Origin of the sequence: Pseudomonas sp. GOM6 (genome assembly GCF_029537485.1) — a bacterium.
Lineage (GTDB): Bacteria > Pseudomonadota > Gammaproteobacteria > Pseudomonadales > Pseudomonadaceae > Aquipseudomonas.
Genome location: NZ_JARPUS010000004.1, coordinates 195,118 through 213,306, shown reverse-complemented (window position 1 = coordinate 213,306; position 18,189 = coordinate 195,118). Strand labels below are relative to the sequence as shown.

Below are 18,189 nucleotides of genomic sequence, written 5' to 3'. Positions count from 1 at the left end.
CTTCACTTATTGGAGTCGGGGCTGGACCAGCTCTTTCAGCTCGGGCAGCTTGCCGTGAAAAAAGTGGCCGCATTCTGCCACTTTCAGCAGTTCATGGGGACGCGCCAGCGTGGCCGACCAGGCGTAGACGGCGGCGGGCTGCACCACTTCGTCCTGCTCCGGCTGCACCACTACCAGATCACCGCTCTTCGGCAGATGCTCGGGCGCCTGCAGGCGATGCACGGCAGGCGCCACCATGAACAGCTTGGGAATACTGACGCCCTGATCCTCAAGACGCCCGGCCAGTGCGCCAGCAACAAAGCCGCCGAACGAGAAGCCGCAGAGGATCAACGGCAGATCAGGGTAACGGTCACCAAGCCAGCGGGCCACCGCCTCGGCGTCATCCACCTCACCACTCCCCATATCGTGGCTGCCGGCACTGGCGCCGACGCCACGATAGTTGAAGCGCAGGGTGTGGTAGCCCATGTCGCGCACGCTGCGCTGCAGGGTCGACACCACCTTGTTGAGCATGGTGCCACCCTGCATCGGGTTGGGATGACAGATCAGCGCAACGCCACGGGCATCGGGCACTTCACACAACAAGGCTTCGAGCGCGCCGCAAGGGCCGTCGAGGGAAAGAGGGGCTTCGCGGATCAACAGCAGGAACTCCGTGACCCCAGGCAGGGTCGACACGTCTTGGTTAGGCACTTCGCACAACAGGGCTTTGCCGCGGTATACAGCGCCGGCGAGAGCCGCTACCGTAAAACAAAGCCGCTTTCAGAGGAAGGACTCGTGGAACAATCGCTCACCCCCTGGCTGCTCCCTGCTATCGCCCTACTGGCCGGCGTCGCGATCGGTTTCCTGGTCGCCCGCCTGCTGCCCAACGCTGCCCCCAGCCGCACCCAGCGCCAACTGGACGAGATGCAGCAGCGCTTCGACAGCTACCAGAACGAGGTGGTCACCCACTTCAACACCACCGCCAGCCTGGTCCGCAAGCTGACCCAAAGCTACCAGGACGTGCAGGAGCACCTGTCCCAGGGCGCCAGCCGCCTCGCCGCCGACGAGCTGACCCGCCAACGCATGCTGGCGGCTCTGCACGCCGAGGACAGCAAGGCGCCGCGCGAGCGCCTGACACCACCGAAGAGCAACGAAGCCCCCAAGGACTACGCGCCCAAGTCGCCGGACCAGCCCGGCACCCTGGACGAGACCTTCGGCCTCAAACGCTGATTCGCTGACAACAAAAAGCCCCGCCATCGCGGGGCTTTTTGCTTTCCATGTGTCAGTGACCACAACGGGCGAACGACTTCAATTACGAATGGTGAGCTCGGCATCACCTGAATTCGCGGCCGAAGCGGTTTAACAGCAAGCACAACAGGAAGGACTGGGCAGCACGCTTATGTGCGACCTGAGCGCAGCCAAGGCCCCTGGCGGATGAACGATCCCAGATTCTGTGTGGGAGCGGCTTCAGCCGCGATGCAGGTAACACCACAGCCGCCCCTATCGCGGCTAAAGCCGCTCCCACAGTGCGGTACGCCAAGAACACTCTACTGGGGCATAGCCATAAAAAAGCCCCGCACCAGGCGGGGCTTTTCATGCAGCCAACAGGATCAGATCGCGCCGCGCGTGCGCAACAGATCCAGCACCTGCTTGACACCCTCTTCCACCGACAGCGCCTGGGTATCGATCACCAGATCGGCATCCAGCGGGATATCGTAGGGGAAGGATTCGCCCGGGATATTGTCACCGCCGGCGGCATACAGGCCCTGGGGATCACGCTCACGGCAGACCTGCGGCGAGGCCTGAACGTACACGGTGATCAGGCGCTCGGCACCGACCACGGCCTTGGCCTGTTCGCGGCCTTCGGCATCCGGGGCAACGAACGCAGCCAGGGTCAGCAGACCGGCCTCGTTGAACTGCTTGGCCACCTGGGCGGCGCGGCGCCAGTTTTCGGCACGACCGGCACGGTCCTGCGGCAGGCCCTTGTTCAGGTCATGGCGCAGGTTCTGGCCATCCAGTACATACACGGCACGGCCCATGTCGAACAGCTTGCGCTCCACGGCGTAGGCCAGAGTGCTCTTACCGGCGCCGGACAGGCCACTGAACAGCACGGTGGCCGGCTGCTGGCCGAAGCGGCTGGCACGTTCCTCGGTGGAAACATGGGTCAGCTGAGTGTGATGACCACCCGCACCAATTGGCGCGGCGATGATCATGCCGGCACCGACGGTTCCGTTGGTCAGGCGGTCGATGACGATGAAGGCACCGGTGGTGCGGTTCTGCTCGTAGCCATCCAGCGCAATCGAGGCATCCAGGGCAACCTTGACCTTGCCGATCTCGTTGAGCTGCAGGCTGCTCGCCGCGCCCTCTTCCAGGGTGTTCACGTCAACCCGGTGAGTAATGCTGGCAATCGAACCCGGCACGTAGCTGGTGGCGCGCTTGATGTCGTACTTCTTGCCCGGCAGCATCGGCTCTTCACCCATCCACACCAGCATGGCGTCGAAGCTGTCGACCACCTGCGGACGGTTGTCGGCGTGTACCAGCATGTCGCCGCGGGAGACGTCGATCTCATCTTCCAGGGTGATGGTGATGGCCTGACCCGGGCCGGCCTGCTCCAGTTCGCCTTCATAGGTGACGATGGACTTGACCTTGCTGCCCTTGCCCGACGGCAGCGCGACGACGTCGTCGCCCTTGCGCACGATGCCGCTGGCCAGGGTGCCGGCGAAGCCACGGAAGTTCAGGTTCGGACGGTTGACGTACTGCACCGGGAAGCGCAGGTCGTCGAAGTTGCGGTCACCGGCAACCTCTACGGTTTCCAGGATTTCCATCAGCGACTGGCCGGTGTACCAGGGCGAGCGCTCGGACTTGTTGACCACGTTGTCGCCCTTGAGCGCCGACATAGGCACGAACTCCAGGGTGGTCGGACGCAGGTTGATCTTGTCGGCGAAAGCCAGGTAATCGGCCTTGATCTGCTCGAACACGCCCTGATCGAAGTCCTTGAGGTCCATCTTGTTGACGGCGACGACGATGTGCTTGATGCCCAACAGGGAGGCGATGAAGCTGTGGCGCTTGGTCTGGGTCTGCACACCGTAGCGAGCGTCGATCAGAATGATCGCCAGGTCGCAGGTGGAAGCACCGGTCGCCATGTTGCGGGTGTACTGCTCATGGCCGGGGGTGTCGGCGATGATGAACTTGCGCTTCGAGGTGCTGAAGTAGCGGTAGGCCACGTCGATGGTGATGCCCTGCTCGCGCTCGGCCTGCAGGCCGTCGACCAGCAGTGCCAGGTCCACTTCATCGCCGGTGGTGCCGACTTTCTTCGAATCCTTGGTGATGGCTTCCAGATGGTCTTCGTAGATCATCTTGGAGTCGTGCAGCAGGCGCCCGATCAGGGTGCTCTTGCCGTCGTCGACGTTGCCGCAGGTGAGGAAGCGCAGCAGCTCTTTACGTTCGTGCTGGGCCAGGTAGGCGAGGATGTCCTCGCTGATCAGATCGGATTGATGACTCATGGCGCGAAATCCTTAGAAGTAACCCTGGCGTTTTTTCTCTTCCATCGACCCGGCCTGATCGTGGTCGATCACACGGCCCTGGCGCTCGGAAGTACGGGTCAGGAGCATCTCCTGGATGATTTCCGGCAAGGTGGTCGCGGTGGACTCCACGGCGCCGGTCAGCGGGTAGCAGCCGAGAGTACGGAAACGCACCATCTTCTTGGTGATGCGCGCCTTCTCTTCATCCGACAGGTGCTCAAGGATGCGATCGTCGTCGATCATGATCAGCGTACCGTTCTTCTCGATCACTTCGCGCTCGGCAGCGAAGTACAGCGGCACGATCGGGATTTGCTCCAGATAGATGTACTGCCAGATGTCCAGCTCGGTCCAGTTGGACAGCGGGAACACGCGGATCGACTCGCCCTTCTTGACCTTGCCGTTGTAGACGTTCCACAGCTCGGGACGCTGGTTTTTCGGGTCCCAGCGGTGCTTGCTGTCGCGGAAGGAGTACACACGCTCCTTGGCGCGGGACTTCTCTTCGTCGCGGCGCGCGCCACCGAAGGCTGCGTCGAAACCGTACTTGTCCAGCGCCTGCTTGAGACCCTCGGTCTTCATCACGTCGGTGTGCTTGGCACTGCCGTAGGTGAAGGGGTTCATGTCCTGCGCCACGCCATCGGGGTTGATGTGGGTGAGCAGGTCCAGGCCGTAATCGCTGACCATCTTCTCGCGGAAGCGGTACATCTCCTGGAACTTCCAGCGGGTATCAACATGCAGTACCGGGAACGGCAGCTTGCCAGGGAAGAAGGCCTTGCGCGCCAGATGCAGCATCACGGCGGAATCCTTGCCGATGGAATACAGCATCACCGGGTTGTCGAACTCGGCGGCCACTTCACGAATGATGTGGATACTTTCCGCTTCGAGCTGTTTCAGGTGCGTCAGTTTATCGAGCATGGCTAATCACAGTTCTGGGAATGAACGGCCGGCGGGCCGTGGACGAGGGCGCACTCTAGCACAGCACCCGCTTCTAATCAGGACAGCTATTAGACCGAAAAGATCTAGATATATGCCCGGTAGTCAGACCGGGTTGGGGCAGTCGATGAACAGGTGTTCAACGGCGAAACGCCGCGCCAGATAGTCGCCCAGCGCCTGTACTCCATAGCGCTCGGTGGCGTGGTGACCGGCCGCGACAAAGCTGACGCCATTCTCGCGCGCACTGTGATAGGTCTGCTCGGAAGCCTCGCCGGTGAGGAACAGATCGACGCCGGCAGCAATGGCGTTGTCGATATAGCCTTGGCCACCGCCGGTACACCAGCCAACCTTGCGCACCATGCCCTGACCTTCCACCAGCAGTGGTTCGCGCCCCAGCACCTCCTGCACACGGCGGGAGAAGTCACGGGCGCTCAGCGGCTCGGCCAGCGAACCGAGCAGGCCGACCACCTTGGGATTATTCGCATCGAGCGGCCCTTCAACGGTGATATCCAGCTGTTGTGCCAGCTGCACGTTGTTGCCCACCTCGGGATGCACGTCCAGCGGCAGGTGGTAGGCCAGCAGACTGATGTCATTGCTCAGCAAGGTGTGCAGCCGACGGCGCTTCATGCCGGTAATGCAGGCATCCTCGCCTTTCCAGAAGTAGCCGTGGTGCACCAGCACCACGTCCGCTTCGGCTTCCACCGCCGCGTCCAGCAGCGCCTGACTCGCGGTGACGCCGCTGACGATACGGCGTACCTGTGGCCGGCCTTCGACCTGCAGGCCATTGGGGCAGTAATCGGAGATACGCGCGGCATTGAGGTAGCGATCAGCTTCCTCGACCAGGGTACGAAGGGCGATAGCCATGGATATTCCTCACAAAGGGTTGCAGGCGCTGCCTTCTTGCCGGGCAGCCCTCTATAATGCCGCCACCTTAAGGGCCCATCCCGCCCCCCGCAACTCCAAGGACCGCACCTCGATGCTCAAGGCCCTGCGCGACTTCGGCTGGCCACTGCTGGCTGGCCTGCTGCTGGCACTGCTGCTGATCCAGAGCTTTCCCCAATGGGTAGGCCTGCCCAGCAATGAAGTACACCTGCAGCAGGCGCCACGCTACGGCATTGCCCAGGAAGGCCCGGTCTCCTACGCCAACGCGGTGAGTCGAGCAGCGCCGTCCGTGGCCAACCTGTACACCACCAAGATGGTCAACAAGGCCTCTGGCCACCCCCTGCTGGAAGACCCGGTATTCCGGCGCTTCTTCGGCGACAACCTGCCCAGGCAGCGGCGCATGGAGTCGAGCCTGGGCTCGGCGGTGATCATGAGCCCGGAAGGCTATCTGCTGACCAACAACCATGTCGTGGCCGGTGCCGACCAGATCGTGGTGGCGCTCAAGGATGGCCGCGAGACCCTGGCCCGCCTGATCGGCAGCGATCCGGAAACCGACCTGGCAGTGCTCAAGATCGACCTGAAGAACCTGCCGGCCATTACCCTGGGCCGCTCCGACCAGATCGCAATCGGCGACGTCACCCTGGCCATCGGCAATCCCTTCGGCGTTGGCCAGACCGTGACCATGGGCATCATCAGCGCCACCGGGCGCAACCAACTGGGTCTCAACACCTACGAAGACTTCATCCAGACCGACGCCGCGATCAACCCCGGCAACTCCGGCGGCGCCCTGGTCGATGCCCACGGCAACCTGATCGGCATCAATACGGCGATCTTCTCCAAATCCGGCGGCTCCCAGGGCATCGGCTTCGCCATCCCGGTCAAACTGGCACGCGACGTGATGAAGGCAATCATCGAGCATGGCCAGGTGATTCGCGGCTGGCTGGGTATCGAAGTGCAGCCGCTGACGCCAGAACTGGCCGAGTCCTTCAACCTGCAGGGGCGCGCCGGCATCCTGGTGGCCGGTATCTATCGTGGCGGCCCGGCGCAAAAAGCCGGCCTGCAGCCGGGCGACCTGATCATGAAGATCGGCGATGAAGAGGCCGTCGATGGCCGCCGCTCGATGAACCAGGTGGCACGTGCCAAGCCCGGCGATTCGATCAGCATCGAAGTGCTGCGCAATGGCGAACCCCTGACGCTGACGGCCGAGATCGGCGTGCGACCACCCGCCGAGATTCAGCAGCAGGAATGAAAAAAGGCGCCGCAAGGCGCCTTTTTTATTCAGCCAGCATTACAACACCTGCCCCAACGCATCCAGCAAGGCCTGATTCTGCTCCGGTGCGCCGATGGTGATACGCAGGAACTGGGCGATGCGCTGCTGCTTGAAGTGGCGCACGATCACGCCATGCTCGCGCAGGGCCGCCGCCAGTTCACCGGCATCCTTCTGCGAATGGCGAGCGAAGACGAAGTTGGCCGCCGACGGCAGCACTTCGAAGCCCAGACCAGCCAACGCCGCCACCAGCTGCTCGCGGCTGTCGATGACCTTCTGGCAGGTTTCGCGGAAATAGGCTTCGTCCTCGAAGGCCGCCGCCGCACCGACAATGGCCATGCGATCCAGCGGGTAGGAGTTGAAGCTGTTCTTGATTCGCTCCAGGGCCTCAATCAAATCCGGGTGCCCAACTGCGATACCGACCCGCAGGCCCGCCAGCGAGCGCGACTTGGACAGGGTCTGGGTCACCAGCAGGTTCGGGTAGCGATCCACCAGCTTGATCGCCGTCTCGCCGCCGAAGTCGATATAGGCCTCGTCCACCACCACCACACTGTCCGGGCTGGCCTTGAGCATCTGCTCGATGGCCTCCAGCGGCAGCAGGCAGCCGGTCGGCGCGTTGGGGTTAGGGAAGATGATGCCGCCATTGGGCCGTGCGTAGTCCTCGACGCGGATCTGGAACTGATCGTCCAGCGCCAGCGCCTCGTAGGGGATGCCGTACAGGCCGCAGTAGACCGGGTAGAAGCTGTAGGTCACGTCCGGGAACAGCAGCGGCTTACCGTTCTGGAACAGGCCATGGAAGGCATGTGCCAGGACCTCGTCAGAGCCGTTGCCAACGAACACCTGAGCGGTGCTCACGCCGTAGTAGTCGGCCACCGCCTGCTTGAGGCGGTCGCTGTTAGGGTCCGGATACAGGCGCAGGTTGTCATTCAGCTCGGCCTGCATGGCGGCCACCGCCTTGGGCGACGGGCCGTAGGGGTTCTCATTGGTGTTGAGCTTGACCAGTTTGGCCAGCTTCGGCTGCTCGCCCGGCACATAGGGCACCAGGTTCTTGACGAAGGGGCTCCAGAATTTGCTCATCTGCCCTTCTCTCCTCGATTTGATACTGGATTGAGGCGCGCACGGCACGCCTGCGGAAATCAGCGCTTGATCCGGTACTCGGCGCTGCGCGCGTGGGCAGTCAGCGACTCGCCACGGGCCAGCACGGACGCGACCTTGCCCAGCTCAGAAGCACCCTCGGCCGAGCAATGGATGATCGACGAGCGCTTCTGGAAGTCATACACGCCCAGCGGCGAGGAGAAGCGCGCGGTACCGGAGGTCGGCAGCACATGGTTGGGGCCGGCGCAGTAGTCGCCCAGCGCTTCCGCGGTGTAGCGGCCCATGAAGATCGCGCCGGCATGGCGGATCTGCGGCAGGTACTGCTCGGGATTTTCCACCGACAGCTCCAGGTGCTCCGGCGCGATTCGGTTGGCCACTTCGATGGCCTGGGCCATGTCGGCGACCTGGATCAGCGCACCACGGCCTTCCATGGAGGTTCGCGCGATAGTCTCGCGCTCCAGGGTCGGCAGCAGTTTGGCGATGCTCGCGGCGACCTTGTCGAGGAAATCCGCGTCCGGGCTGACCAAAATGGATTGCGCGTCCTCGTCGTGCTCGGCCTGGGAGAACAGATCCATGGCGATCCAGTCCGGATCGGTCTGGCCGTCGCAGACCACAAGGATCTCCGAAGGCCCGGCAATCATGTCGATGCCGACCTTGCCGAACACGTGGCGCTTGGCGGTGGCCACATAGATGTTGCCGGGGCCGACGATCTTGTCCACCGGCGGCACGCTCTCGGTACCGTAGGCCAGCGCAGCCACGGCCTGGGCGCCGCCGATGGTGAACACGCGGTCGACCCCGGCCACGCAGGCGGCGGCGAGGACGATCTCGTTGATCTCGCCACGCGGGGTCGGCACCACCATCACCACTTCCGGCACGCCGGCAACCTTGGCCGGGATGGCATTCATCAGCACCGACGAGGGGTAGGACGCCTTGCCGCCTGGCACATAGAGGCCGGCGCGGTCCAGCGGGGTGACCTTCTGGCCCAGCACGGTGCCGTCGGCCTCGGTGTAGGTCCAGGAGTCCTGGCGCTGGCGTTCATGGTACAGGCGCACGCGCTCGGCGGCCTTTTCCAGGGCGCTGCGCTGCTCCGTGCTGATGCGGGTCAGGGCCAGTTCCAGGCGCTCGCGCGGCAGGATAAGGTCAGCCATAGCGGCGACCTGCAGGCCGTCGAACTTCTCGGTGAACTCGACCAGGGCAGCGTCGCCACGCGCACGCACGGCGGCGATGATATCGAGCACGCGCTGATTGACCGCGTCGTCCGAAACGCTTTCCCAGCTCAGCAGATGATCCAGGTGTCGGGAAAAATCCTGGTCAGCGGCATTGAGTCGGCGGATGGCAACGGGAGCGGTCATAGCGGGCCTCATGTTTGGCTATTGCTCGGGCGTCGCTAGGCTACCAAGCCCACCGTATGGACGCCCGAGAAAAGTGGCTATGACACGGATAGGCAGGCGCGACCAATGGTCGCGCCGGAGTAGTGTCAGCTTTGGTGTCGTGCCTCAACGGCGCCGCGCAAAGTCTCGATCAGCGCCTGGATACGGCCGTGCTGCATCTTCATCGAGGCCTTGTTGACGATCAGGCGCGAGCTGATGTGGGCGATCAGCTCCTGCGGCTCCAGACCGTTGGCACGCAGGGTGTTGCCGGTATCGACCACGTCGATGATCTTGTCGGCCAAGCCGACCAGTGGCGCCAGCTCCATGGAACCGTAGAGCTTGATCACGTCGACCTGACGCCCCTGCTCGGCGTAGTAGCGCTTGGCTACATTGACAAACTTGGTAGCCACGCGCAGACGCCCCTTGGGCTCCGGCGCGCCAACCTTGCCGGCAGTCATCAGCTTGCAGTTGGCAATCTGCAGGTCCAGCGGCTCGTACAGGCCCTGGCCGCCGTACTCCATCAATACGTCCTTGCCGGCCACGCCGAGGTCGGCCGCACCATGCTCGACATAGGTCGGCACATCGGTGGCACGCACGATCAGCAGCTGAACGTCATCCTGAGTAGTCGGAATGATCAGCTTGCGGCTCTTCTCCGGATTCTCGGTCGGCTCGATGCCCGCTGCGGCAAGCAACGGCAGGGTGTCGTCGAGGATACGGCCCTTGGACAGCGCGATGGTCAGCATGAAACAAATTCCTTAGAACAATGGCCAGCCCGCATAGGCTGGCCCTTGGGCAGCGCTGGACTCAGCCCGGCACACGGCGAATCTTGGCGCCGAGCAGCTGCAGTTTTTCCTCGATGCACTCGTAGCCACGGTCGATGTGGTAGATGCGGTCGATCAGGGTCTCGCCCTCGGCCACCAGCGCGGCAATCACCAGACTCGCGGAAGCGCGCAGGTCGGTGGCCATCACCGGAGCGCCTTTGAGCGCAGGCACGCCAGTGACAATGGCGGTGTTGCCCTCAACCAGGATCTGCGCGCCCATGCGGTTCATTTCGTAGACGTGCATGAAGCGGTTCTCGAACACCGTCTCGATCACGGTACCGGTGCCTTCGGCAACGGCATTGAGGGAGATGAACTGCGCCTGCATATCGGTCGGGAAGGCCGGGTACGGCGCGGTGCGCACGTTGACCGCCTTGGGCTTCTTGCCCTTCATGTCCAGCTCGATCCAGTCCGGCCCGGTGGTAATCTCGGCGCCCGCCTCCTGCAACTTGGCCAGCACGGCTTCGAGGATGGTCGGATCGGTGTCCTTCAGCTTGACTCGGCCACCGGTGGCGGCAGCCGCCACCAGGTAGGTGCCGGTCTCGATACGGTCGGGCATCACGCTGTAACGACCGCCACCAAGGCGCTCGACGCCGTCGATGATGATGGTGTCGGTACCGGCACCGCTGACCTTGCCGCCCATGGCGTTGATGAAGTTGGCCAGGTCAACCACTTCCGGCTCGCGCGCGGCGTTTTCCAACACGGTGCGACCCTTGGCCAGGGCCGCAGCCATCATGATGTTTTCAGTACCGGTCACGCTGACGATATCGAAGAAGAAGTGCGCACCGCGCAGGCCGCCTTCCGGCGCCTTGGCCTTGATGTAGCCACCTTCCACGTCGATCTTGGCACCCATGGCTTCAAGACCGCGGATGTGCAGATCGACCGGACGTGAACCGATGGCACAGCCACCCGGCAGCGCCACTTCGGCCTCGCCGAAACGGGCAACCATGGGACCGAGCACCAGGATCGAGGCACGCATGGTCTTCACCAGCTCGTAGGGCGCGACCAGGGTCTTGATGGTGCTGGCGTCGACTTCGACACTGAGTTTCTCGTCGATGATCGGCTGCACGCCCATACGACCGAACAGCTCGATCATGGTGGTGATGTCGTGCAGGTGCGGCAGGTTGCACACGGTGACCGGGGTATCGGCCAGCAGGGTGGCAGCCAGAATCGGCAGGGCGGAGTTCTTCGCACCGGAAATGCGGATTTCGCCGTCGAGGCGGATACCGCCGGTGATAATCAGTTTGTCCATTCGCAATCTCGCTGCCCGCAGGCTCAGGAACGCTCGGCCCAGGCGGCCTGGCTGAAGAATTTCATGGTCACGGCGTGGATGGCGCCACTGGCGATCCACTCGTTGAGGTGGGCATAGATCTGTTGCTGACGCTTGACCGGGCTGAGCGCGGCCAATTCGTCGCTGATCAGGTTGAGCTGGAAGTTGCAGCCCTCGCCTTCCACCTCGACTCGGGTGTTGGCCAGCTTGGCCTCCAGGAGGTTCTTAACTTCTACGGCCTGCATGCTCAACCTCGATCAACGCAAAAACAATTCATGTACGAGCCGGCGCTCGCGGGTCGGCAATCATACAAAAAAGCCCCCCGCCTGCGAAGCCCGGCAGACGGAGGGCCTTGGATACATCACGCCGGGAGGTCGAGCAGCTCGTGCAAGCCTGACACCTTGGCGATCTCTCGCATGTCCTGAGGCAGGCCACGTACGATCAGGCGCTTGCCCGCCTTGTCGGCATCACGCAAATAAGCCAGCAGCAACGACAAGCCGACGCTGCTGGATTTTTCCACCACCGAACAATCCAGCACCAGCTCGGCAGCTACACTCGACTCAATCAGACGGCGGCCGGCTTCACGCAACACCGGACCACTGCGATAGTCGAGCACGCCACTGAGCACCAGCTCGCCGGCCGCGCCCACACGAATGGCCGTATCGCTCATTGACCGCCTGCCTGCTGACCTTCGGCACTGTCCTTGGCCTTGGCCACCACTTCGGCCCAGCCATCAATGGTTTTGTCCAGGTCATTGCCATTGCGCTGCATGCTGTCGGCGAACTGATCACGGAACAGCTTGCCGATATTGATGCCATTGATGATCACGTTGCGCAGTTTCCACTGACCGTCCAGCTGGACCATGGTGTAGGACACCGGATAGACGGTACCCTTGCTGTCCTTGACCTCCATACCAACGCTGGCACGCTCACTGCCTTCTGCCTTGGCAGGCAGGACACGGATGTCCTGGTTGTCGTACTCGAGCAGGGCATTACCGTAGAACTGCATCAGGCTGCGCTTGAAGTTATCCTCAAAACGCTTCATCTGCGCTTCACTGGCGCCGCGCGAGTACTTCACGGTCATGATGCTGCGCGAGATGCCTTCGCTGTCGACCACAGGCCCGAGAATACGCTCCAGACTGTCATAAAACGCCTGCGGGCTCTGCTGGTAACTGGCCTTATTGGCCTTCAGATCACCAAGCAACTGATCGGTAGTGCCCTTGACCACGTCATGGGCGGAAGGAGCAGCCACCGCCAGCAGCGGCAGACTGATCAAAGCGGCCAGCAGGCCGCGACGCAGAGTCGTGAAGAGGGTCATTTGCTTTCCTTATTCACAGAGTTCATCAGGAATTTGCCAATCAGGTCTTCGAGCACCAACGCCGACTGAGTGTCATGGATGGTCGAACCTTCTTTGAGCAGATCTTCCTCGCCACCGACGCTGATGCCGATGTACTTCTCGCCCAACAGGCCAGCGGTCAGGATGGACGCGGTGGAGTCCAGCGGCAGGTTGTTGACCCGCTTCTCGACCTCCATGGTCACACGACCGGTATAGCTGTCGCGATCCAGATCGATGGCCGTGACCTTGCCAATGGTGACACCGGCCATGGTGACCTTGGCCCTAACGGTAAGACCGGCAATATTGTCGAAGTTCGCGTACAGCTTGTAGGTTTCACCCGAGCTGGCAGGCGACAGCCCGCTTACGCGCAGGGCCAGCAACAGCAGGGCCAGCAATCCAGCCAGCAGGAACAGGCCGACGCCGATTTCCAGGGAGCGGCTTTGCATCAGAGATCTCCAAACATCAGGGCGGTCAGGATAAAGTCGAGGCCGAGTACGGCCAGGGAGGCATAAACCACAGTCTTGGTGGTGGCGCGGCTGATGCCTTCCGAAGTGGGCTCGCAGTCGTAGCCTTGGAACACGGCGATCCAGGTTGCCACGAAGGCGAACACCATGCTCTTGATCACGCCATTGAGCACGTCTTCGGTGAATTCCACACTGTTCTGCATGTTCGACCAGAACGAGCCTTCATAAACACCCAGCCAGTCCACGGCGACCATGGCGCCACCCCAAATGCCGACCACACTAAAGATGGCGGCGAGCAACGGCATGGAAATGAAGCCGGCCCACAGGCGTGGCGCAATGATGTACTTGAGCGGGTCGACGCCGATCATTTCCAGACTGGACAACTGCTCGGTGGACTTCATGTTGCCGATTTCGGCGGTCAGCGCCGAACCGGCACGTCCAGCGAACAGCAGGCCGGTCACCACCGGCCCCAGCTCACGCAGCAGCGTCAGGGCGACCATCTGCCCCACCGCCTGTTCCGAGCCATAGCTGGTCAGAATGTTGTAGCCCTGCAGAGCCAGCACCATGCCGATGAACAGTCCTGCGACGACAATGATCGGCAGCGACAGCACGCCTACCGAATACAGCTGCCGCACCAACAACTGGCCGCCGTTGCGCAAACCGCTGCGACCAAACAGGGAACTGAACAGGAACAGGGTCGAACGCCCCATCGCCTGCACCACATCGATACCGGCCTGCCCAAGCAGAGCAATACGGTCGAGAAGGGACTTCCTACGCATCAGCGCGCTCCCAACAGATCATCGAGATAATCCGGCGCCGGATAGTGGAAAGGCACCGGGCCATCCGGTATGCCTTTCATGAATTGCTGGATGCGCGGATTGTCCGAGCTCATCAGCTCTTCAGGGGTACCGTGCCCCAGCACCTGACCGTCGCCGACGACGTACAGATAGTCGGCAATGCTGGCGGTCTCGGCCAGATCATGGGAAACCACAACACTGGTGATGCCGAGCGCATCATTGAGCAGGCGAATCAAGCGCACCAGCACCCCCATGGCGATAGGGTCCTGGCCGACGAACGGCTCGTCGTACATGAGAATCTGCGGATCCAGAGCGATCGCCCGCGCCAGCGCCACACGCCGCTTCATACCACCGGACAGCTCGTCCGGCATCAACTCGACGGCGCCACGCAGACCGACAGCCTGCAGCTTCATCAGCACGATGTCGCGGATCATTTCATCCGGCAGGCGGGTATGCACACGCAGCGGAAAAGCAACGTTTTCGAACACATCGAGATCAGTGAACAGCGCACCACTCTGAAACAGCACGCCGAACTGCTTGCGCATATCGAACAGGTCTGAGCGAGATAACGTCGGCAGGTTCTGCCCATTGACCCACACCTCGCCGCCGGACGGCTTGAGCTGAGCGGCGATCAAACGCAGCAAGGTCGTCTTGCCACAGCCGGACGGCCCCATGATCCCGGTGACCTTGCCGCGCGGAATGCGAATATCGACATTATCGAAGATGTTGCGTGCGCCTCGCTTGAAGGTCAGCCCCTTCAACTCAACGGCATAGGCATTCTCGGCACTCATCCAAACTCCTTGTGATACGCCCCTTCCCTAGGCAGACGCAGCAGCCCGCTACAGGGACACTCACGCCCAGGTCAGGCCGAACAGGGCGCGAAATATAACATTGCCCACCCTGCGACCCAAGGCTCTGTACATTTTTCATTACAAGCGCCGCAACCCCGCACACAAGGCCAGGTGAGCCCCGATCGCTTTACCGGTATACTCTCTGCCTTTTTAGCCGAGCACTCTCCGACTGCCATGAATCGAATCAGCGACCTGACCCAGTCCGCGCAACGCACCATTCGCCTGGAAAGCGAAGCGGTATCCAGTCTACTGAGCCGCATTGACGCCGACTTCATTCGCGCCTGTGAGATGATTCTGGCGTGCAAGGGGCGCGTGGTTGTCGTGGGCATGGGCAAGTCCGGCCATATCGGCAACAAGATCGCCGCCACGCTGGCCAGCACAGGTACTCCGGCCTTCTTCGTCCACCCTGCCGAGGCCAGCCACGGCGACATGGGCATGATCACCAAGGACGACGTGGTACTGGCCCTGTCCAACTCTGGCTCCACTGCCGAGATCGTCACCCTGCTGCCATTGATCAAGCGTCTGGGTATCCAGCTGATCAGCATGACCGGCAACCCCGGTTCACCACTCGCCAAAGCGGCGGAGGTCAACCTGGACGCCAGCGTCGCCCAGGAGGCCTGCCCACTGAACCTGGCTCCCACTTCATCCACCACCGTATCGCTGGTATTGGGTGATGCCCTGGCCATCGCCCTACTCGAAGCTCGCGGCTTCACTGCCGAAGATTTCGCCTTCTCCCATCCGGGCGGAGCGCTCGGCCGCCGCCTGCTGCTCAAGGTGGAAAATGTGATGCATGCTGGTGATCGCCTCCCCCTGGTGGCGCGCGGCACCAGCCTGCGCGAGGCGTTGCTAGAAATGACCCGCAAGGGCCTAGGCATGACCGTCATCATCGAGGCCGACGGCAAACTCGCCGGCATCTTCACTGACGGTGACCTGCGCCGCACCCTGGACAAGGGCATCGACGTGCGCGAGGCCAGCATCGACCAGGTGATGACCGCCCACGGCAAGACCGCCCGCGCTGAGATGCTCGCCGCCGAAGCCCTGAAAATCATGGAAGACCACAAGATCAATGCACTGGTAGTAGTGGATGACGAGGACAAGCCCGTCGGCGCCCTCAACATGCACGACCTGCTGCGCGCCGGAGTTCTCTGATGAAAACTGACCTACTGCAACGCGCCAAAGCCGTGAAACTGGCCATTTTTGATGTGGACGGCGTACTGACCGACGGTCGCCTTTACTTCCTCACCGACGGCAGTGAATTCAAGACGTTCAATACACTGGATGGCCACGGCATCAAGATGCTGATCAACTCCGGTGTACGCACCGCCATCATCAGCGGTCGCAAGACCCCCGTAGTCGAGCGCCGCGCACAGAACCTGGGCATCCAGCACCTCTATCAAGGCCGCGAAGACAAACTGGTCGTGCTGGATGAACTGCTGGGCGAACTAGGCCTAAGCTATGAACAAGTCGCCTATCTGGGCGACGATCTGCCTGATCTACCCGTGATCCGCCGCGTCGGCCTGGGCATGGCCGTGGCCAGTGCCGACAGCTTCGTGCGCCAGCATGCGCACGGCGTGACCAGCGCCCGCGGCGGTGAAGGCGCGGCACGCGAATTCTGCGAGCTGATCATGCACGCCCAGGGCACCCTGGAGGCGGCGCAGGCCGCCTACCTCTAGGAGCACACCTTGAACGGCAAGCTACGCAACTACCTGATCGGCCTGCTGGTCGTCGCTCTGCTGACAGCAGTCGGCTACTGGAATGTTCGCCCGGAAAGCTTCATGGAAAAGAACACCGGCAAAGAGAGCGAAAACCCCATCGATTTCTATGTGGTAGGCGCCAGCACCCAGCAGTTTCAGGCAGACGGCAAGCTGCACTACGAGATGACCGCCAGCAAACTGGAGCACCTCAAGGCCAGCGACGTGACCCTGCTGGAAAAACCTGACCTGAACCTCTACCGAGGCACACAGTATCCCTGGCATGTGCGCAGCGACAAAGGCGAAGTGGCCCCTGAAGGCAAGCAGGTCGAACTGATCGACAACGTGCGGGTTGCGCGCACTGACGCCAAGGGGCGTCCGACCGTGATCACCAGCAGCCGCATGACCGTATTCCCCGACGAGGAATATGCGCAGACCCGGCAAGCCGTTAGAATCGAGGCCGCCAATGGGGTGACCACGGCACAGGGAATGAAAGCGTACATGAACGACGGCAAGATCAACTTGCTGTCCAACGTAAGAGGCCAGCATGAGGTTCGTTAAAACCCTCCCCCTACTGCTCTGCCTGGGCAGCGCGCTCGGAAGCGCCAGCGCCTGGGCCCTGCCCAGTGATCGCGACCAGCCGATCCGGGTACAAGCAGACAGCGCAGAACTGGATGATAAGCAAGGCGTAGCGGTCTACCGCGGCGGCGTGGTGATTACCCAAGGAACCCTGAAGATCACTGGCGACACCGTGACCATCACCCAGGATGCCAATGGCGACATCGACGTCTTCACCTCGGTCGGCAAACCGGCCTACTACGAGCAAAAGCCGGCGGCCGACAAGGACATCGTCAAGGCTTATGGCATGACCATCCAGTATTACGCGAGCAACGAGCGCATCGTACTGATCGACCAGGCCAAGGTGATCCAACAGGGCAATGTCTTCGAAGGCGAGAAGATCGTCTACGACACCCAGCGCCAGATCGTCAACGCAGGCCGCGCCACCGGCAGCAACGTATCGACCCCACGCCCGCGGATCGACATGATTCTGCAGCCGCGCAAGAAAGCAGGACAGCCGGAGCAAGCCCAGTAATGGCCATCCTCAAAGCCCAGCACCTGGCCAAGAGCTACAAGAGCCGCCAGGTGGTTCGTGATGTCAGCCTGTCCATAGAAAGTGGTCAGATCGTTGGCCTGCTCGGGCCCAACGGCGCCGGCAAGACCACCTGCTTCTACATGATCGTCGGCCTGGTACAGGCCGATCAGGGGCGCGTCCTGATCGACAATCAGGACATCAGCCACCAACCCATGCACGGCAGAGCCCGCGCCGGGATTGGCTACCTGCCGCAGGAAGCCTCGATCTTCCGCAAGCTGTCGGTAACCGACAACATCATGGCCATCCTTGAAACCCGCAAGGATCTCGACCGGACTGGCCGCGAGAAAGCGCTGGAAGCCCTGCTGCAGGAGTTCCACATTAGCCACATCCGCGACAGCCTGGGCATGAGCCTGTCCGGCGGCGAGCGTCGCCGCGTGGAGATTGCCCGCGCGCTGGCCACCGAGCCCAAGTTCATCCTGCTCGACGAACCGTTCGCCGGCGTCGATCCGATTTCGGTCGGCGATATCAAGCAGATCATCCACCACCTCAAGGCCAAGGGTATCGGCGTACTGATCACCGATCACAACGTGCGCGAAACCCTGGATATCTGCGAGACGGCCTATATCGTTAACGACGGGCAGCTGATCGCCGAGGGCGATGCCGAGACCATCCTGGCCAACCAACTGGTCAAGGAAGTCTACCTGGGTCACGAGTTCCGGCTGTAAAGCGTCCAACATGCAGGGGCTTGCGCAAACGGAAGGAATGATTCAAGGTCAGGCATACAAATTGCTTCCAAGGGCGGCCTTCCGCCCTGCAGTGGATGGCGCAG

The 18,189-nt window shown here is 62.2% G+C and carries 21 protein-coding genes; 7 read left to right on the top strand and 14 right to left on the bottom strand.

Features of this window, described 5'->3' with window-relative positions:
* Positions 1-6 precede the first annotated feature (6 nt).
* Positions 7-639 (bottom strand): alpha/beta fold hydrolase, encoded by a 633-nt coding sequence (locus tag P7A97_RS06900; protein ID WP_277689246.1) that lies wholly within the window; start codon positions 637-639, stop codon positions 7-9.
* 132 nt (positions 640-771) lie between these two features.
* Here P7A97_RS06900 and P7A97_RS06895 point away from each other — a divergent pair, with 132 nt between their 5' ends.
* Positions 772-1,206 (top strand): DUF1043 family protein, encoded by a 435-nt coding sequence (locus tag P7A97_RS06895; RefSeq protein ID WP_277689179.1) that lies wholly within the window; start codon positions 772-774, stop codon positions 1,204-1,206.
* Between the two features lie 380 nt (positions 1,207-1,586).
* Here the strand turns inward: P7A97_RS06895 and cysN are convergent, their stop codons facing one another.
* The 3 genes from cysN to P7A97_RS06880 all read right to left on the bottom strand — a co-directional run bounded on the left by cysN (position 1,587) and on the right by P7A97_RS06880 (position 5,291).
* On the bottom strand, positions 1,587-3,479 hold the full coding sequence (gene cysN, locus P7A97_RS06890; RefSeq protein WP_277689178.1) for a sulfate adenylyltransferase subunit CysN: 1,893 nt from the start codon (positions 3,477-3,479) through the stop codon (positions 1,587-1,589).
* A 12-nt stretch (positions 3,480-3,491) separates the two neighbouring features.
* Entirely contained in the window at positions 3,492-4,409 is a 918-nt protein-coding gene (gene cysD, locus P7A97_RS06885; RefSeq protein ID WP_277689177.1) for a sulfate adenylyltransferase subunit CysD, read from the bottom strand.
* Between the two features lie 123 nt (positions 4,410-4,532).
* The gene (locus P7A97_RS06880; protein WP_277689176.1) at positions 4,533-5,291 is read right to left on the bottom strand and encodes a Nif3-like dinuclear metal center hexameric protein; all 759 of its coding nucleotides are present in this window, start codon (positions 5,289-5,291) and stop codon (positions 4,533-4,535) included.
* Positions 5,292-5,403: 112 nt separating this feature from the next.
* Here P7A97_RS06880 and algW point away from each other — a divergent pair, with 112 nt between their 5' ends.
* Entirely contained in the window at positions 5,404-6,558 is a 1,155-nt protein-coding gene (gene algW / locus P7A97_RS06875; protein WP_277689175.1) for a Do family serine endopeptidase AlgW, read from the top strand.
* Between the two features lie 39 nt (positions 6,559-6,597).
* On the opposite strand, the gene hisC is transcribed toward algW, so the two are convergent.
* The 10 genes from hisC to P7A97_RS06825 form a co-directional block, all read right to left on the bottom strand.
* On the bottom strand, positions 6,598-7,653 hold the full coding sequence (gene hisC, locus P7A97_RS06870; protein ID WP_277689174.1) for a histidinol-phosphate transaminase: 1,056 nt from the start codon (positions 7,651-7,653) through the stop codon (positions 6,598-6,600).
* Between the two features lie 59 nt (positions 7,654-7,712).
* Complete coding sequence (gene hisD / locus P7A97_RS06865) at positions 7,713-9,023, bottom strand: histidinol dehydrogenase (RefSeq protein ID WP_277689173.1); 1,311 nt, start codon at positions 9,021-9,023, stop codon at positions 7,713-7,715.
* A gap of 125 nt (positions 9,024-9,148) precedes the next feature.
* Positions 9,149-9,784, bottom strand: coding sequence for an ATP phosphoribosyltransferase (hisG, locus tag P7A97_RS06860; RefSeq protein WP_043309132.1), 636 nt, complete (start codon positions 9,782-9,784; stop codon positions 9,149-9,151).
* A gap of 61 nt (positions 9,785-9,845) precedes the next feature.
* Positions 9,846-11,111, bottom strand: a complete 1,266-nt coding sequence (murA, locus tag P7A97_RS06855) for a UDP-N-acetylglucosamine 1-carboxyvinyltransferase (protein ID WP_277689172.1) — start codon at positions 11,109-11,111, stop codon at positions 9,846-9,848.
* Positions 11,112-11,134: 23 nt separating this feature from the next.
* Positions 11,135-11,374: a BolA family protein gene (locus tag P7A97_RS06850; protein WP_068829547.1), complete on the bottom strand. Its 240-nt coding sequence runs from the start codon at positions 11,372-11,374 to the stop codon at positions 11,135-11,137.
* 116 nt (positions 11,375-11,490) lie between these two features.
* Positions 11,491-11,799 carry an STAS domain-containing protein gene (locus tag P7A97_RS06845; protein ID WP_277689170.1) on the bottom strand — a complete coding sequence of 103 codons (309 nt, stop codon included), beginning with the start codon at positions 11,797-11,799 and terminating at the stop codon, positions 11,491-11,493.
* Entirely contained in the window at positions 11,796-12,446 is a 651-nt protein-coding gene (locus P7A97_RS06840) for an ABC transporter substrate-binding protein (RefSeq protein WP_277689169.1), read from the bottom strand. The genes P7A97_RS06845 and P7A97_RS06840 overlap by 4 nt, the downstream gene beginning before the upstream one ends.
* The gene (gene mlaD, locus P7A97_RS06835) at positions 12,443-12,910 is read right to left on the bottom strand and encodes an outer membrane lipid asymmetry maintenance protein MlaD (RefSeq protein ID WP_277689168.1); all 468 of its coding nucleotides are present in this window, start codon (positions 12,908-12,910) and stop codon (positions 12,443-12,445) included. Before mlaD ends, P7A97_RS06840 begins: the two co-directional genes overlap by 4 nt.
* Positions 12,910-13,707 (bottom strand): lipid asymmetry maintenance ABC transporter permease subunit MlaE, encoded by a 798-nt coding sequence (gene mlaE, locus P7A97_RS06830; protein WP_277689167.1) that lies wholly within the window; start codon positions 13,705-13,707, stop codon positions 12,910-12,912. Before mlaE ends, mlaD begins: the two co-directional genes overlap by 1 nt.
* Entirely contained in the window at positions 13,707-14,516 is an 810-nt protein-coding gene (locus tag P7A97_RS06825; RefSeq protein WP_277689166.1) for an ABC transporter ATP-binding protein, read from the bottom strand. Before P7A97_RS06825 ends, mlaE begins: the two co-directional genes overlap by 1 nt.
* A 234-nt stretch (positions 14,517-14,750) precedes the next feature.
* Between P7A97_RS06825 and P7A97_RS06820 the strand changes: the two genes are divergently transcribed.
* From P7A97_RS06820 to lptB, 5 genes are read left to right on the top strand one after another with little or no spacing between them, the layout of a single operon-like run.
* The gene (locus tag P7A97_RS06820; protein ID WP_277689165.1) at positions 14,751-15,725 is read left to right on the top strand and encodes a KpsF/GutQ family sugar-phosphate isomerase; all 975 of its coding nucleotides are present in this window, start codon (positions 14,751-14,753) and stop codon (positions 15,723-15,725) included.
* On the top strand, positions 15,725-16,249 hold the full coding sequence (locus P7A97_RS06815; protein ID WP_277689164.1) for an HAD family hydrolase: 525 nt from the start codon (positions 15,725-15,727) through the stop codon (positions 16,247-16,249). Before P7A97_RS06820 ends, P7A97_RS06815 begins: the two co-directional genes overlap by 1 nt.
* A 9-nt stretch (positions 16,250-16,258) precedes the next feature.
* Positions 16,259-16,828, top strand: coding sequence for an LPS export ABC transporter periplasmic protein LptC (lptC, locus tag P7A97_RS06810; RefSeq protein WP_277689163.1), 570 nt, complete (start codon positions 16,259-16,261; stop codon positions 16,826-16,828).
* Entirely contained in the window at positions 16,815-17,360 is a 546-nt protein-coding gene (gene lptA / locus P7A97_RS06805; RefSeq protein WP_277689162.1) for a lipopolysaccharide transport periplasmic protein LptA, read from the top strand. The genes lptC and lptA overlap by 14 nt, the downstream gene beginning before the upstream one ends.
* A complete protein-coding gene (lptB, locus tag P7A97_RS06800; protein WP_277689161.1) occupies positions 17,360-18,085 on the top strand; it encodes an LPS export ABC transporter ATP-binding protein in 726 nt (241 codons plus the stop codon). Before lptA ends, lptB begins: the two co-directional genes overlap by 1 nt.
* Positions 18,086-18,189 lie beyond the last annotated feature (104 nt).

What these genes read in the sequence shown, in the direction of transcription:
- hisG (WP_043309132.1), bottom strand. Translation starts at nt 9,784, where the DNA reads ATGCTGACCATCGCGCTGTCCAAGGGCCGTATCCTCGACGACACCCTG.
- mlaD (WP_277689168.1), bottom strand. Translation starts at nt 12,910, where the DNA reads ATGCAAAGCCGCTCCCTGGAAATCGGCGTCGGCCTGTTCCTGCTGGCT.
- P7A97_RS06880 (WP_277689176.1), bottom strand. Translation starts at nt 5,291, where the DNA reads ATGGCTATCGCCCTTCGTACCCTGGTCGAGGAAGCTGATCGCTACCTC.
- cysN (WP_277689178.1), bottom strand. Translation starts at nt 3,479, where the DNA reads ATGAGTCATCAATCCGATCTGATCAGCGAGGACATCCTCGCCTACCTG.
- P7A97_RS06820 (WP_277689165.1), top strand. Translation starts at nt 14,751, where the DNA reads ATGAATCGAATCAGCGACCTGACCCAGTCCGCGCAACGCACCATTCGC.
- P7A97_RS06845 (WP_277689170.1), bottom strand. Translation starts at nt 11,799, where the DNA reads ATGAGCGATACGGCCATTCGTGTGGGCGCGGCCGGCGAGCTGGTGCTC.
- P7A97_RS06825 (WP_277689166.1), bottom strand. Translation starts at nt 14,516, where the DNA reads ATGAGTGCCGAGAATGCCTATGCCGTTGAGTTGAAGGGGCTGACCTTC.
- cysD (WP_277689177.1), bottom strand. Translation starts at nt 4,409, where the DNA reads ATGCTCGATAAACTGACGCACCTGAAACAGCTCGAAGCGGAAAGTATC.
- algW (WP_277689175.1), top strand. Translation starts at nt 5,404, where the DNA reads ATGCTCAAGGCCCTGCGCGACTTCGGCTGGCCACTGCTGGCTGGCCTG.
- murA (WP_277689172.1), bottom strand. Translation starts at nt 11,111, where the DNA reads ATGGACAAACTGATTATCACCGGCGGTATCCGCCTCGACGGCGAAATC.
- lptB (WP_277689161.1), top strand. Translation starts at nt 17,360, where the DNA reads ATGGCCATCCTCAAAGCCCAGCACCTGGCCAAGAGCTACAAGAGCCGC.
- mlaE (WP_277689167.1), bottom strand. Translation starts at nt 13,707, where the DNA reads ATGCGTAGGAAGTCCCTTCTCGACCGTATTGCTCTGCTTGGGCAGGCC.
- hisD (WP_277689173.1), bottom strand. Translation starts at nt 9,023, where the DNA reads ATGACCGCTCCCGTTGCCATCCGCCGACTCAATGCCGCTGACCAGGAT.
- P7A97_RS06815 (WP_277689164.1), top strand. Translation starts at nt 15,725, where the DNA reads ATGAAAACTGACCTACTGCAACGCGCCAAAGCCGTGAAACTGGCCATT.
- lptA (WP_277689162.1), top strand. Translation starts at nt 16,815, where the DNA reads ATGAGGTTCGTTAAAACCCTCCCCCTACTGCTCTGCCTGGGCAGCGCG.
- P7A97_RS06850 (WP_068829547.1), bottom strand. Translation starts at nt 11,374, where the DNA reads ATGCAGGCCGTAGAAGTTAAGAACCTCCTGGAGGCCAAGCTGGCCAAC.
- P7A97_RS06840 (WP_277689169.1), bottom strand. Translation starts at nt 12,446, where the DNA reads ATGACCCTCTTCACGACTCTGCGTCGCGGCCTGCTGGCCGCTTTGATC.
- hisC (WP_277689174.1), bottom strand. Translation starts at nt 7,653, where the DNA reads ATGAGCAAATTCTGGAGCCCCTTCGTCAAGAACCTGGTGCCCTATGTG.